Genomic DNA, 13,630 nt, shown 5'->3' with positions numbered 1-13,630 from the left:
ACGGGACGCGGTGACCTATCCGGCGAGTGCCGTGGGCAGCGGGGACGCGTGGGTCACGATCAGGCCCGACACCGCTCGGGTCAGCGCCACGTACAGGCGGCGCAGGCCGGTGCGTTCGTCCGGTTCGCCGTCCACCACCGCCTGCGGCTCGTCCAGGACGACGTAGTCGTACTCGAGACCCTTGGCGAGGGAGGCGGGGACCAGAGTCAGCCGGGTGTCGGCCGTCGTCTCCTCGCCGGGCGCGAGATACGGGATCCCCGCCGACGTCAGGGCCTTTGCCACCTCCGGGATCCGGGCGTCCGCCGCGATCAGGCCGGTCGAGCCCTCGTTGCGCAGCAACTCCTCGCACGCGGCGACCACTTCGGCCGTACCGGAGGCCTCGCGCAGGTCGAAGAAGCCCGGGTTCTCACGGACCGACGCGACCGGGGTCAGGCCCGGCGCGATGTGCGGGAGGAGCCGGGAGGCGTACGTGATGACGTCCGTCGGCACCCGGAAACCGGCCGTCAGCTCCTCGATCACGCCGTCGGACTTGCCGAGGTGGGCCAGCGCCTCGTCCCAACTCCGCGTCGCCCAGGGCGTGGTGCCCTGCGCGAGATCGCCGAGGACGGTCGCCGAACCGGTGGAGCAGCGGCGGCCGACCGCGCGGTACTGCATGGGCGAGAGGTCCTGCGCCTCGTCGAGCACCACATGCCCCAGCGAGTGCGTGCGCTCCACGATGTCCCTCGCCTCGTCGACCAGCACCGCGTCCGCGGCGGACCACTTGGCCGACTTCACCGACCGGACCGGCTTCGCCCACAGGATCGTCTTCTGCTCGTCCTCGTCGAGGATCCCCTCCGCGTGCACGGCGAGGAAGTCCGCGTCCGTGAGCAGACGCAGGACGAGTTTCGCCGGGTCGACGGGCGGCCAGATCGCCTTGACCGCCGCCTTCACCGCCGCATTGCGGGCCACCGCGTCCTGCACCCGGTCGTCGGGCGCCTCCCCCGACCGCTCCATCTGCACCAGCACGGCGTGCGCGATGCGCTGCGGAAGGGCCTCGCGGGCGGCGCCGTACCGGATGCCCCGGTCCAGCAACTCCCGGACGATCTCCTCGATCTCGTACGCCGGGACCCGCCATCTGCGCGAGCCGCGCACGACCATCACCGGCTCGGTGGGCAGGGTCACATGCGCGTACACCGCCCGCCTGAGCACCTCCGCCATCCGCGCGTCGCCCTTGAGGACCGCGGCGGGCGCCTCGTCGGTGCCGCGCACCTCGACGTGCGCCACCAGGTCGTCGACGGTCGCCTGCTTCACCGTCAACTCGCCCAGGGCGGGCAGCACTTGCTCGATGTAGTGCAGGAAGGACCGGTTCGGTCCGATGACGAGGGTGCCGGTGCGGGCGAGGCGCTCGCGGTGGGCGTAGAGGAGATAGGCGACCCGGTGCAGGCCGACGGCGGTCTTCCCGGTGCCGGGACCGCCCTGGACGCAGACGGTGCCGCCGAGACCGGACCGTACGATCTCGTCCTGCTCGGGCTGGATGGTCGCCACGATGTCGCGCATCGGGCCGACGCGCGGGCGCTCGATCTCCTGCTGGAGCAGCTTGCTGGTGGTCGCGGCCTCGGCGGGGTCGGAGAGGTGCTCGTCCTCGTACGCGGTGATGTCCCCGCGCGTGTAGCCGAAGCGGCGGCGCAGCCCGACGTCCATCGGGTCCTTCTTGGACGCCCGGTAGAACGGCTGCGAGACCGGCGCCCGCCAGTCGATGACCATCGGGTCGCCGTCGTGGTCGTGAACGTGCCGACGGCCGATGTAGAAGCGCTCGCCCTCCGCGCCCTCCGCCCGGTCGGCGCCGGGGGAGTGCAGGTAGTCGAGGCGGCCGAAGAACAGCGGGGTGTCGCTGAGGTCGGCCAGCGCCTTGATGCGCTCGTCGATCTGGCGGGCCAGCACCTCGGCGTTGACCCAGTTCGCGGTGACGTCCTTGATGTCCAGCGACTCCACGTCCTCGCGCATGGCGCGCAGTGCGGCTCGGGAGCCGGCGAGGTGGGAGCGTTCGCGGGCGAGGGGGTCGTCGGCTGCGGGCACGGGTGTGGACGGCCTGGACAAGGGGGTGCCTCCGAAGGTGCTGCGGGGTGGGCGGCTGCCGGGTGGGTGGCAGCGAGGTGCCGACCGGTTTCCGTCCGGTCGGCGGCGCTCCGGGAGGGAGGCGGGCAAGAGCGGAGATTTTAGAGGAGGAGCAGGGCAGGCCGCCAACCGTTTTTTCCGTCCCCTAGGGGATGCTCCCTCAGTCCGCTGGGGGAGCCTCCACCCGCAGGTTGTACTCAGGTAGCACGGGAAAGGGGGACCTGGGACCGATGCCCTCTTTATGCCTGGTCAGCCACTATGGATACATGAGTGCAGCGACCTTCACCCCAGCCCCCGGTCGCCCGTCCGGCGCGACCCCTGTATCGGGCGGCCACACCACCCACCGCCTCGGCGACGCCCTGCGCGCCGTCCGTGTCTTCGCCGGTGCCGCCTTCGACGTCGTCATACTCGGCGAGTACGGCGAGGAAGCCGGCGTCCGCCGAAAGTAGCCGCCGGCAGCCGCGACCCGCCCCCGGTCAGCTCTCCGCGAGCAGCTCGTCCGCGTCCACGATCCGGTAGGCGTACCCCTGCTCCGCCAGGAACCGCTGCCGGTGCGCGGCGAAGTCCTGGTCGATGGTGTCGCGGGCGACCACGGAGTAGAAGTGCGCCTGGTGACCGTCCGCCTTCGGGCGCAGAACCCGCCCGAGGCGCTGAGCCTCCTCCTGCCGTGACCCGAACGTCCCCGAGACCTGGATGGCGACGGTCGCCTCCGGCAGGTCGATCGAGAAGTTCGCGACCTTGGACACCACCAGCACGCTGATCTCGCCCTGCCGGAAGGCCTCGAAGAGCTTCTCGCGCTGGGCGTTGGACGTCTCGCCCTTGATGACGGGGGCGTTCAGATGCTCACCGAGCTCGTCGAGCTGGTCGATGTACTGGCCGATCACCAGGATCTGCTGCCCCTCGAAGCGCTTGACGAGCGCCTCCGTGACCTTGCGCTTGGTCGCGGTCGTGGCACAGAAGCGGTACTTCTCCTCCTGCTCGGCCGTCGCGTAGGCGAGCCGCTCGGAGTCGGTGAGGTTCACCCGGACCTCGACACAGTCGGCGGGCGCGATGTAGCCCTGCGCCTCGATCTCCTTCCACGGCGCGTCGAAGCGCTTGGGCCCGATGAGCGAGAAGACGTCCGACTCCCGCCCGTCCTCGCGCACCAGGGTCGCGGTCAGCCCGAGTCGGCGCCGGGCCTGCAGGTCGGCGGTGAACTTGAAGACGGGCGCGGGCAGCAGATGCACCTCGTCGTAGACGATGAGCCCCCAGTCCCGGGAGTCGAAGAGCTCCAGGTGCGGGTAGACGCCCTTCCGCCGGGTGGTGAGCACCTGGTAGGTGGCGATGGTGACGGGCCGGATCTCCTTGCGGGTCCCGCTGTACTCGCCGATCTCCTCCTCGGTCAGCGAGGTCCGCTTCACCAGCTCGTGCTTCCACTGCCGGGCGGAGACGGTGTTGGTGACGAGGATGAGCGTGGTCGACTTGGCCTGCGCCATGGACCCGGCCCCGACGAGGGTCTTCCCGGCACCGCAGGGCAGCACCACGACCCCGCTGCCGCCGTGCCAGAAGTTCTCCACGGCCTGCTTCTGGTAGGGCCGCAGGGCCCACCCGTCCTCGGCCAGCTCGATCGGGTGCGCCTCGCCGTCCACGTACCCGGCGAGGTCCTCGGCGGGCCAGCCCAGCTTCAGCAGCGTCTGCTTGATCTGCCCGCGCTCGGAGGGGTGCACGACCACGGTGTCCGGGTCGAGCCGCGCCCCGACCAGCGGGGTGATCCGCTTCGAGCGCAGGATCTCCTCGAGGACCGGGCGGTCGGTGGTGGTGAGCACGAGTCCGTGCGCCGGGTGCTTGCTGAGGGTGAGCCGCCCGTAGCGGTCCATCGTCTCGGCCACGTCGACGAGCAGGGCGTGCGGCACGGGATACCGGCTGTACTGCACCAGCGCGTCGACCACCTGCTCGGCGTCGTGCCCGGCCGCGCGCGCGTTCCACAGGCCCAGCGGGGTCACCCGGTAGGTGTGGATGTGCTCGGGCGCCCGCTCCAGCTCGGCGAACGGCGCGATGGCCCGCCGACAGGCGTCGGCCTGCTCGTGGTCGACCTCGAGCAGCAGGGTCTTGTCGGACTGGACGATGAGAGGACCGTTCACGTACATGCATCCTTCCGCACGGGCCAAACGTCCAGTGTGCCGTATGCGACCGGGAACGGGCGTGGACGATCAGAAGGTGAGGGGTGCGGAGTCCCACCAGGCGTACAGCAGGTCGGCGTCGGGATGGCCGACGTCGACGACGATCAACTCCTCGTCGAAGGACCAGGTCATCCAGTACTGGTCGTCGATGGGGCCACAGGCGAGGTCGCCGATCGCCACCTCGTCGTGGGACCAGCGCCCCCTCCAGGTGCCCCCCGCTTCGCACGTGGTGCCGTCGGGCTCCCCGTAGAGGGTGAGTTCATCGGTCATCCAGCTGTCGAGGTCGGACTTCGAGGCGAAGGAGTACACCTGGACCGGGCCCGGGCTGTTCTGCCCGGTGGTGTCGCAGGAGACGGCCGCGAGGGGCTGGTCGTCGAGGTTGATGGACTCCTCGCAGCCGGTCAGCGTGCTCTCGCCGGTGGCGATCAGGCCGATCAGTGCCTGCGTCCGCGCGTCCTCGTCCGTGGTGGGGGCGTCCGGGGTGCCGGTGAGTTCGTCGGGCGGCTCGGACGTGTCCGTCGGTCGCTCGGTCGGGGTCCGGGTGGACACGGCCACCGCCGTGGACCGTGCGGGCGGCTCGCCGGCGTCCTCGGACCGGGCGACGAGCACAGGCACCAGGGGGCCGGCCACCGCGGCGAGCAGACCTATCACGGCGATCCAGAGTCCCGTTCTGCCCGGTCCGTGAGAGGTGTGCGGGCTTTGTGGGCCGGTCTGCCCGGACGCGGAATCGTCGCTCATCGAGGTCCCCCTCCTCGTTCCCCCGTGCGGAGCTGAGTCAGGGATAGCACAGCCAAGATGATCGATATAGGGCATTTATGAACATAGTGTTTTCAGTGTCAACAAGATGCGCGAGATGGGTGTGAGGGAGGCGGTGCTTCGCCCGGGTCCTGTGCAACCTTGACCGCTTTTCGGCTGTCTTGACGGGCGGGGAGAGTCGAGGGGAGGGCGCATGGCCATGGCGGTGGTCAGGTACGCGGTCGGTGGGGGAGCGGTCGTGGTGCTGGTCGCGACGGCGGTGTGGGCACGCCCGTCGGCGACGGTCGACGCGGATCTGTGGAGCCGGGTGCGGCCGGTCATCGAGGCGCGGCTCGTGGAGCAGTCGCGCGGCGGTGGGTACGGGGAGAGCGAACCCGGGCTCGGGGCGCGCTGGTTCTGCCGGGCGGAGGCGGTGGACCTCGACGAGCGGGACGGGCTCGTGCGGGCCGGTGTCAGCACCCTGTGCATGGAGTACGGGGTCCGGGCGGGCGACCTGGTGGAGTGCGGTGGCGCCGAGACCCCGCAGGTGCTGCGGCTGCGGCGGGAGACCGACGGCCACTACGCGGTCGTGTCGCAGGAGGAGCCGCCCGACGGCGCGGGCAACGCGGAGTGGCTGACGGCCCACTTCGGCCGCGCCACCCCCGCCGTCTTTGACACCGCCGTGCCCGCCGCCCCGCTGGAATCCGCGGCCCGGTCGCACTTCGGCCTGTCTGCGGACGCCCCGGTCACGGAGTGCTGACGCGCCCCTACTCCTCCGCCAGCTCCGCCACCCCCGTCACCCGGTGCAGCGGATACGTCCGGACCTCGTCCGCCGTGTGGTCGTAGGCCGTCACGAAGCCGCCCTCGACGCGGATGGGGGCGATGACGCGTTGGCTGGCGGCTCCCTCGGCGTTGACGTAGCCGATCCAGAGGGCCTCGCCGGTGAGGACGGCGGCCTGCATGGTGGCGAGGGTCTCGGCGGAGCCGGTGCGGGGGAGTTCGCCGGTGGCTCGCGGGGGAGCGTCGGTCTGTTTGCGAGGGGTCGTCGAGGCCAGGTCGCCGGCTCGGACGGCTCGGATCGCCGCCGAGAGGAGGGTCGCGTCGGGGACCGGGGGGCCGTCCGGGACGGGCTCGGGGGCGGTGCGCGGCGGGGTGCGGTGGGCGTGCGCGCGGGTGATCAGGACGTCGCCCTCCGCGGACTCGGCGGCCGGCGCGAAGCCCATCGCGCGCAGGCCCTCCAGCAGGGACGCCGGGTCGGCCTGCGCGGCCAGCACCGTCGGGGCCAGACGGCGCAGCCGCAGGCCTGCGGCCCGCTTGTCGGCGAGGATCTCGTTCAGCAGGGCGTCGTCGTCGCAGCGGACGTACGCGGAGGCCGCGCCCACCCGCAGGTGGCCGTGTCTGCGCGCCACGTCGTCGATCAGATACGTCAGCGGCTGCGGCACCGGCGTGCGCGCGTGTGCGGCGAGGAAGGCGTGCAGGTCGGAGGCCGACTGTCCGGCGTCCAGGGCACGGCGTACCGACGCGGGGGTGAAGCGGTAGACCGTCGCCCCGCCCTTCGACTCCACGTCGGCCAGGACGTCCAGCACCTCGGCCAGCGACCGCTGCAAGGGGCCGGGGGCCACGGCCGTCAGGTCGGCCTGGAGCAGGACGTGGTCCAGCGGCTCGGGCAGCAGCGGCGCGAGCAGCCGGGCGGCCGCCGCGGAAGCGGTGGCCTGCTCGGCCGGGGACAGGGGCTCCGCGACGGGGAGCCGGTGGTGGTGCACGGGGAGCTTGTCACCGGGGCCATGCCGCATCCCGTCCGGCGTTCCCGACGGGGACGTGGGCCCGCTCCCGCCCGTCCTGGCCGCACCCGACCTCGGCCCGCTCCCGCCCGTCCTGGCCGCACCCGACCTCGGCCCGCTCCCGCCCGTCCTGGCCGCACCCGACCTCGGCCCGCTCCCGCCCGCCCTCGCACCCAGCAACGCCCGCCCGTGCCCCGACAGCGCCCCCCGCCCCGTCACTCCCAGCAGTTCGCTCTCCGCCAGCGTCCACTCGGCGAGCCGGGACCGCAGATCGTCCTCGCGCTGCGGCCCCCGCAGCGGACGCTCCCAGCGCAGCCGGGCCAGCACCGACTCCCTCGACGGTGCCGCCCCCTCCGGCAGGCCCTCCAGCAGGGTCAGCACCCGGTGCCGTACCTCCGGCGCCGCGCCGCGGTCGAGTCCGGGGCCCAGCGTGGAGAGGGTGCGGTCCTTCGCGTCCCGGCCGCCCACCAGGCCTGACACCCGCGTCGCCGGCAGCCACGCCTCCACCAGCCGGGTCCAGCGCTGTGCCGCGGGCTGCTCCAGCCACTCGTCGTACGCCGGGGTCGCCGCGTACCGCTCGTCGGCCTCGCCGTCGGAGGCCAGCAGGCCCGCCGCGTACGCCAGCTCGACCCAGAACGCGGCGACCGGTTCCGCCACGTCCAGGGCGACGGCCGTGCGCTTGAGGTCGCGCACGCTCAGGCCGCCCGCCCGCAGCACCGCGGGCCCGCCCTCGTCCCAGTCCTTCAGCAGCTCCTCGACGGTCGCGAGCGCCGTGTAGGCCTGCCCGGCCGCCGTGGCGTCCACAACCTGTGGACGGTGGGTCGCGGCGGGCTCCACGACCGGCGCCACCGGCTCCACCTCCCGGTGCGCACGGCCCCCGCGCAGGTGCAGCGCCACCTCCCGCGGCAGTACGACCGTCCCGGGCGCCGTCGGCACCAGCAGCCCCAGGTCCAGCAGGCGCCGCAGACGGGCCGCCGGGTCGGCGGTGACCTGGCCGTACGGCGGCCCCCACACCAGCCGCGCCAGCACCTCCCGCGACTCCTCCGGGAGCCCGTCGAGCAGAGCCGACATCCGCTTGCGGTCGGTGAACAGGGCCGTCAGCGACGCCACCGCGGAGACCGCGTCGTGGGTCGAGCCGAGGCCCGCCGCCGTGACGATGTCCTGGATGCGGTTCGGCGACATCCCCGCCGTGGCCTCCTGCACGGTCGGGCCGAGCCCGGTCGGCGAGGGGTGCTGCGGTGAGGGCGCGAGCAGCTCACGGGCCGTGCGGACCAGCCGCAGCCGGTCGTCGTCGCCCCACACCAGGGCCTGCTCCCGCAGGGTGGCGAGGGCACGCGGGAGCGCCGCCGAGACCGCCGGATCGCCGCCGTCACCGGTCAGCAGGGCCCGCAGTTCCTCGAGCGGCGCCGGGTCCGCCGCCACCGCCAGCGCCTCCGCCGTCTGGAGCGCGAACCGGTCCAGCCGCTCCAGCGCCCGCACCACCGACGCCCGTGTCCCGGCCCGGGTGGCGAGCTGGGTGAGGTCCGTGGGCACGGGCGTGATGAGGTCGGGGCGGGCACGCAGAAGCGCTGCCAGGGAGACGTCGTCCCTGGACCGGAGCGCTTCCGCGAGGGAGCGCGGCGGTACGGCCGGGTTGCTCATCCGACCAACGGTAGCGGGTCGCCCGCGGCGGCCGGGCCGAGCAGGGGCGCGCCCGGGGACCGACCGGATATCGCTGACCTGCGTTCCTCCCCTGTGGACCGGATGGACCCCACCTGCGCTAGTTTCGTCCCACGGGGTATCCAACGCACCCGCCCCGGAGGGGACTTCGTGGGTATCGAGAGCGACCAGGTCGTCTACGAGTATCTGAGCCGCGTCGGCGATGTCGCGCAGCAGCGGCAGTTGCCGTCGTCCACCCGTATGCGGCTCGTCTCCGAACTGCGCAACGAGATCGACCGGCGGCGCGCCAAGGTCACCGTGGACTCGCCCGCCGCCGTCCGCCGGATCATCGCCAGGCTGGGCAGCCCCGACGAGGTGGTCACCGCGGCCGGAGGCACGGCGGGCAGCGCCCCGCAGGCGCCGGTCGTCGCCATGCCCGTCCAGCGGGACCGGGAACCGGAGGAGACCGAGCGGCCCAAGGGGCTGCGCAAGGTCGTCCCCCGGCAGCGCCCCGACACCCCGCCGCCCGCTCCCGACCGCGACCTGTCCCACGGGCCGCACCTGGCCGGCCTGGACGAGCTCGGCGACAGCGCGGCACAGCCCGACTGGTGGCGGGTGGACAGCAGCCCCTTCGGGGTCGGCGACAGCGTGCCGGGCTTCGTCGGCGGAGTGGAGATCCCGGAGCTGCTGAAGCCTCCGCCGCCCAAGGAGGAGCGGAAGCCCGAGCCCGCGCCCACCGTGGAGCAGGCGGCGCAGGTGCCGGTGGTGAAGGCACGTACGGCCTGGTGGAAGCCGAGGACGGCCGGCGGGGCCAAGGCCGCGGAGCCGGTCGTCGAGGCCGCCCCGGCCCGCCGGCGCCCCTTTGCCGGTGCCGGGAGCTGGAGCAACCCCCTGCTGCTGCTCGCCGCCGCGCTTCTCGTCGCCGGTGCCGTGCTCGGCAACCTCCTCGTCCTCGTCGTCGGCTGGCTCATCGCGTGGGCCTCGCGCCGGCTGACCGACGCCGAGACCAAGTGGGCCGTGGTGTTCCTGCCGGCCCTCTCGCTGACCGCGGGGCTCGTCTGGCTGTGGGGGCGCAACGAGGGCCGCTGGGGCGAGCCCATCGCCCAGGGCCACATGAACGACGCGGTCGCCGAGACCTGGCCGTGGGTCGTGCGGGGCGCGGCCGTGGCGTCGGCGCTGTTCCTGGTGTGGCGCTCGCAGCGGCGGCGGTAGGGCACGGGAAATCGCTGTCCGACCGTCGTACCGCTTGGGCACAATGGCTCATATGGCTTCTACAGGCATCTCCGCCCCGACCGTCGGCTTCGACCTCGACATGACGCTCATCGACTCCCGCCCCGGCATCCACGCCTGCTGGGTGGAGTTGTCCGGGCGAACGGGGACGTACGTCGACGCCGACCTGGTGGTGACGCGGCTCGGGCCGCCGCTGGAGGAGGAGATGGCGTACTGGTTCCCGGCGGACCGCATCCCCGCCATGGCGGACCTCTACCGCGAGCTCTACCCGACGTACGCCATCACCGGCACCCTGGCGATGCCGGGCGCCCGCGAGGCCATCGGCGCCGTTCAGGAGGCCGGCGGGCGGGCGATCGTCGTGACGGCCAAGTGGGAGCCCAACGCCAAGCTGCACATGAAGCACCTGGGCCTGGCGCCCGACGCGGTGATCGGCAACCTGTGGGCCGAGCGGAAGGGCGAGGCGCTGCGCGAGCACGGTGCGAGCGTGTACGTCGGCGACCACACGGGCGATGTGCGCGGGGCGCGGATCGCCGAGGCGCTGTCGGTCGCGGTGCCCACCGGTCCGTGCACCGCCGAGGAACTGGCCTCGGCCGGAGCCGATGTCGTCCTCGGCGATCTCACTGAGTTCCCGGGGTGGTTTTCGGACTACCGTCCGGCCCGCGCCTGACGCCTTCCCGCCGCGACCGATTGCAGGACTCCGGCACCGGCCACCACGAATCCGACGGCCATGAGCATGCTCAATCCGAACATGTATGTCGGAAATGGCGTCGTTCCGAGCAGGAACGGGGCCACGGTGACCAGAGTGGCCACCGCACCGATGAAGAACACGATGGCTCCGGCACGGATCAGTCGGTCACCGGGAGCGGCGGAATTCGTTTGGGTTTTGTCACGCACCGGACCAGGGTAGTTCCCTGCCCGAAGGAACAACCGGGCGACGTCTTGTCACCGGCCTGAAGACCATTAGCCTTGGTACCGGCGGGTCCCGACGACCCGCCCCAGTGCTATCAAGGGCCCTTTCAGAAGCAGTTTTCCGACGAGTACGAGGACGAGGACAGACGTGCCTACCGGCAAGGTCAAGTGGTTCAACAGCGAGAAGGGCTTCGGCTTTCTCTCCCGCGACGACGGCGGTGACGTCTTCGTCCATTCCTCGGTCCTCCCCGCCGGAGTCGAGACGCTGAAGCCCGGACAGAAGGTGGAGTTCGGAGTGGTCGCCGGGCAGCGCGGTGACCAGGCCCTTTCGGTGACCGTCCTCGACCCGACTCCCTCGGTCGCGGCGGCGACGCGCAAGAAGCCCGACGAACTGGCCTCCATCGTCCAGGATTTGACGACCCTCCTGGAAAACATCACCCCGATGCTGGAGCGCGGCCGCTACCCCGACAAGACGGCGGGCAAGAAGATCGCCGGTCTCCTGCGAGCGGTCGCCGACCAACTCGACGTGTAGTGAGCGAGATACGGGCCGAGGCGCCGTCCCCGGACCTGCTGGAGCAGGTCCGGCGGCAGCGGCGCCACACGCTGGAACTGCTGACCGTGTGCGCCGTGGGCCTGGTCCCCTGGACGGTGCTGCTGGCGTTCACGCTGCCCAGCGGCTACACGGTCCGTCAGTGGCGCACCACCTGGGTCGGTTTCGACGTCCTGCTCCTCCTCGCGATGGCCGCCACCGCCCTGCTCGGCTGGCGGCGCCGCCGCGGGGTCGTGGTGGCGGCCGTGGCGACGGGTGCCCTGCTGGTCTGCGACGCCTGGTTCGACGTCTCGCTGGCCCTGGGCACCCCGGACGTCTGGTGGTCCGCCGCATTGGCGGTGTGCGTGGAACTCCCGCTCGCGGGTTTCCTGATCCACCGGGTCCTGGGAATGTTGAAACTGGCCCAATGGCCGTACGACCCAAAGGCGCGCGTCAGATAAACGACAACGCGTCCGGCCCCAGAGCGGGTACGAGTCCTTCCGCGGCCGCCCGGGTCAACAGCCCTCGAATCGCCGCATATCCGTCCTCGCCGAGGTTCGCGGTGAACTCGTTGACGTACAGACCAATGTGCTGATCGGCGACGGCGGGATCCATCTCCTGCGCATGGGCCATGACATAAGGCCGGGAAACCTCGGGCTCTTCCCAGGCGGCCCGCACGGACGTGCGGATCGACTCGGCGAGCAGTGACAGCCGCTCCGCACCCAGCGACCGCTTCGCGATGATCGCACCCAGCGGAATCGGCAGCCCGGTCGTCGACTCCCAGTGCTCGCCCATGTCCGCGAGCTTGTGCAGACCGTAGTTCTGGTAGGTGAACCGGGCCTCGTGGATCACGAGCCCCGCGTCGACCTTCCCGTCCCGCACGGCCGGCATGATCTCGTGGAACGGCAGCACCACGATCTCCCCGACACCGCCCGTCAGGACGTCGGCCGCCCACAGCCGGAACAGCAGATACGCCGTCGACCTCTCGGACGGGACGGCGACGGTACGGCCGGTCAGGTCCACGCCGGCCTCCCGCGTCAGCACCAGCGGCCCGCACCCGCGCCCCAGCGCGCCCCCGCACGGCAGCAGCGTGTACTCGTCGAGGACGTACGGCAGCACGGCGTACGACACCTTCAGCACATCGAGCTCGCCGCGCTCCGCCATCCCGTTGGTGATGTCGATGTCGGCGAAGGTCACGTCCAGCGCGGGCGCGCCGGGGACGCGGCCGTGGGCGAGGGCGTCGAAGACGAACGTGTCGTTGGGGCAGGGTGAGTACGCGATTTTCAGCGCTGCGGTGGTCTGCTCGGTCGTCGGCTCAGTCGTCATGGTCTTTCCAACCCTCCAGTACGGGCCTCAGCTTCCCGAACCCCTCCGTCAGGGCCGCGAGCGCGTCGCCGATGCGCCAGGCGGCCCGGTCGCGCGGGCCGACCGGGTTGGACACGGCCCGGATCTCCAGCACGGGCACCCCGTGCAGCCGGGCCGCCTCGGCGACCCCGAAGCCCTCCATGGCCTCGGCGAGTGCGCTGGGATGGCGTTCGCGCAGCGCGTCCGCACGGGCGGCCGTACCGGTCACCGCGGAGACGGTGAGCACGGCTCCGGCGCGTCCCCCGGTCGCGGCCGCGGCGGCGCGCACGAGTGCTGCGGGCGGACGGTGGGTGACGGCCCCGAACCCCAGCTCGGTCACCGGCACGAACCCGTCGGCGGTCTCGGCCCCGAGGTCGGCCGCGGTGATCTCGTCGGCGACGACGAGCGAGCCGACCGGGGCGTGCGGCAGGAACCCGCCGCCGATCCCGGCGCTGACCACGAGGCCGTAGCCGGAGCCCTCCTGGGCGGCCCGGGTGAGCGCGGTGGCGGTGGCGGCGGCGGCGAGTGCGGGCCCGACCCCCACCGCGAGGACGTCGACGGCCGGTGCCGGGCCCGTGAACGCACGGGCCACCGCGTCCCGTTCGACCGGGACCGCGGTGGCCACGAGGATGCGCATTCGGATGCGGCGGATCAGTAGTCCGAGTTCTCCAGCTTGAAGTTCCACACGCCCTTGTACGCCTTGCTCTCGCCGGAGGACTGCTTGTCCTGCTCGACGATGCTGATGTACAGCGTCTTCTGCGGGGCCTGGCCCTGCTGCTGGGCGAAGAGGTCGACGCCGTCGAAGGAGTAGTACGTCTTCTTGTAGGCGTACGTCATCTGCTGGCCGTTGATCCACAGCGCCCAGCCGGTGTCCGCGACCTCGGGGTCGACGCCGACGCGCAGGGTCTCGCTCTGCTTGACCTTGATCGTCTTGACGTCCGACTTCTCCAGGGCGCACTTGGCGGCCTTGGCCTTGCCGAGGTCATTGCCGTCGTCGTAGCAGACGGCCTCGGAGCTCACCGAGGTCGAACCGACCGTGACGGTGACGCGCGGCGTCGGCTTGTCGCAGGCCGACAGGACGAGCAGTCCGGCGGAAACGAGGCCGGCGGCGGCGACGGCGCGGCGGCGTCGCACATCGGATTGCAGCGTGGTCATGGCGGAAGGCTATCGGGCGGGTGCAACAGTCCCTTTATGCGGGGTGCGGCGTGCCG

General features: G+C 72.2%; 14 protein-coding genes. 6 read left to right on the top strand and 8 right to left on the bottom strand.

Annotated features, from left to right (window positions below):
- Positions 1 to 15 precede the first annotated feature (15 nt).
- Positions 16 to 1,983, bottom strand: a complete 1,968-nt coding sequence (locus tag IOD14_RS41570; protein WP_249126339.1) for a UvrD-helicase domain-containing protein — start codon at positions 1,981 to 1,983, stop codon at positions 16 to 18.
- 377 nt (positions 1,984 to 2,360) lie between these two features.
- Here IOD14_RS41570 and IOD14_RS41565 point away from each other — a divergent pair, with 377 nt between their 5' ends.
- On the top strand, positions 2,361 to 2,543 hold the full coding sequence (locus IOD14_RS41565; RefSeq protein ID WP_174269162.1) for a hypothetical protein: 183 nt from the start codon (positions 2,361 to 2,363) through the stop codon (positions 2,541 to 2,543).
- Positions 2,544 to 2,570: 27 nt separating this feature from the next.
- Here IOD14_RS41565 and IOD14_RS41560 read toward each other — a convergent pair whose 3' ends face one another.
- Positions 2,571 to 4,214 carry a DNA repair helicase XPB gene (locus IOD14_RS41560; RefSeq protein ID WP_123990058.1) on the bottom strand — a complete coding sequence of 548 codons (1,644 nt, stop codon included), beginning with the start codon at positions 4,212 to 4,214 and terminating at the stop codon, positions 2,571 to 2,573.
- A 69-nt stretch (positions 4,215 to 4,283) separates the two neighbouring features.
- Positions 4,284 to 4,991, bottom strand: coding sequence for a hypothetical protein (locus IOD14_RS41555; RefSeq protein WP_212672968.1), 708 nt, complete (start codon positions 4,989 to 4,991; stop codon positions 4,284 to 4,286).
- Between the two features lie 211 nt (positions 4,992 to 5,202).
- Here IOD14_RS41555 and IOD14_RS41550 point away from each other — a divergent pair, with 211 nt between their 5' ends.
- Positions 5,203 to 5,748 (top strand): hypothetical protein, encoded by a 546-nt coding sequence (locus IOD14_RS41550; protein WP_249126198.1) that lies wholly within the window; start codon positions 5,203 to 5,205, stop codon positions 5,746 to 5,748.
- Positions 5,749 to 5,755: 7 nt separating this feature from the next.
- Here the strand turns inward: IOD14_RS41550 and IOD14_RS41545 are convergent, their stop codons facing one another.
- Positions 5,756 to 8,410 carry a helicase C-terminal domain-containing protein gene (locus IOD14_RS41545; protein WP_212672967.1) on the bottom strand — a complete coding sequence of 885 codons (2,655 nt, stop codon included), beginning with the start codon at positions 8,408 to 8,410 and terminating at the stop codon, positions 5,756 to 5,758.
- A gap of 168 nt (positions 8,411 to 8,578) precedes the next feature.
- On the opposite strand from IOD14_RS41545, the gene IOD14_RS41540 reads away from it, so the two are divergent.
- Positions 8,579 to 9,619, top strand: coding sequence for a hypothetical protein (locus tag IOD14_RS41540; RefSeq protein ID WP_212672966.1), 1,041 nt, complete (start codon positions 8,579 to 8,581; stop codon positions 9,617 to 9,619).
- A 52-nt stretch (positions 9,620 to 9,671) separates the two neighbouring features.
- Positions 9,672 to 10,304, top strand: a complete 633-nt coding sequence (locus IOD14_RS41535) for a haloacid dehalogenase-like hydrolase (protein ID WP_123990055.1) — start codon at positions 9,672 to 9,674, stop codon at positions 10,302 to 10,304.
- On the opposite strand, the gene IOD14_RS41530 is transcribed toward IOD14_RS41535, so the two are convergent.
- Positions 10,283 to 10,531, bottom strand: a complete 249-nt coding sequence (locus IOD14_RS41530; RefSeq protein WP_031053162.1) for a hypothetical protein — start codon at positions 10,529 to 10,531, stop codon at positions 10,283 to 10,285. The genes IOD14_RS41535 and IOD14_RS41530 overlap by 22 nt on opposite strands.
- 163 nt (positions 10,532 to 10,694) lie before the next feature.
- On the opposite strand from IOD14_RS41530, the gene IOD14_RS44835 reads away from it, so the two are divergent.
- Both IOD14_RS44835 and IOD14_RS41520 read left to right on the top strand, forming a co-directional pair.
- On the top strand, positions 10,695 to 11,078 hold the full coding sequence (locus IOD14_RS44835; protein ID WP_123990054.1) for a cold-shock protein: 384 nt from the start codon (positions 10,695 to 10,697) through the stop codon (positions 11,076 to 11,078).
- Positions 11,078 to 11,536, top strand: coding sequence for a hypothetical protein (locus IOD14_RS41520; protein WP_123990053.1), 459 nt, complete (start codon positions 11,078 to 11,080; stop codon positions 11,534 to 11,536). The genes IOD14_RS44835 and IOD14_RS41520 overlap by 1 nt, the downstream gene beginning before the upstream one ends.
- On the opposite strand, the gene IOD14_RS41515 is transcribed toward IOD14_RS41520, so the two are convergent.
- From IOD14_RS41515 to IOD14_RS41505, 3 genes are read right to left on the bottom strand one after another with little or no spacing between them, the layout of a single operon-like run.
- Positions 11,529 to 12,401, bottom strand: coding sequence for a 1,4-dihydroxy-6-naphthoate synthase (locus tag IOD14_RS41515; protein ID WP_212672965.1), 873 nt, complete (start codon positions 12,399 to 12,401; stop codon positions 11,529 to 11,531). The two genes, IOD14_RS41520 and IOD14_RS41515, sit on opposite strands and share 8 nt — an antisense overlap.
- Entirely contained in the window at positions 12,391 to 13,056 is a 666-nt protein-coding gene (locus tag IOD14_RS41510; protein ID WP_212672964.1) for a futalosine hydrolase, read from the bottom strand. The genes IOD14_RS41515 and IOD14_RS41510 overlap by 11 nt, the downstream gene beginning before the upstream one ends.
- 14 nt (positions 13,057 to 13,070) lie before the next feature.
- Positions 13,071 to 13,574, bottom strand: a complete 504-nt coding sequence (locus IOD14_RS41505) for a hypothetical protein (protein WP_123990051.1) — start codon at positions 13,572 to 13,574, stop codon at positions 13,071 to 13,073.
- Between the last annotated feature and the right edge of the window lie 56 nt (positions 13,575 to 13,630).

Source organism: Streptomyces sp. A2-16 (assembly GCF_018128905.1).
Classification (GTDB): Bacteria; Actinomycetota; Actinomycetes; order Streptomycetales; family Streptomycetaceae; genus Streptomyces.
This window is presented reverse-complemented; position numbering and strand designations above follow the sequence as displayed.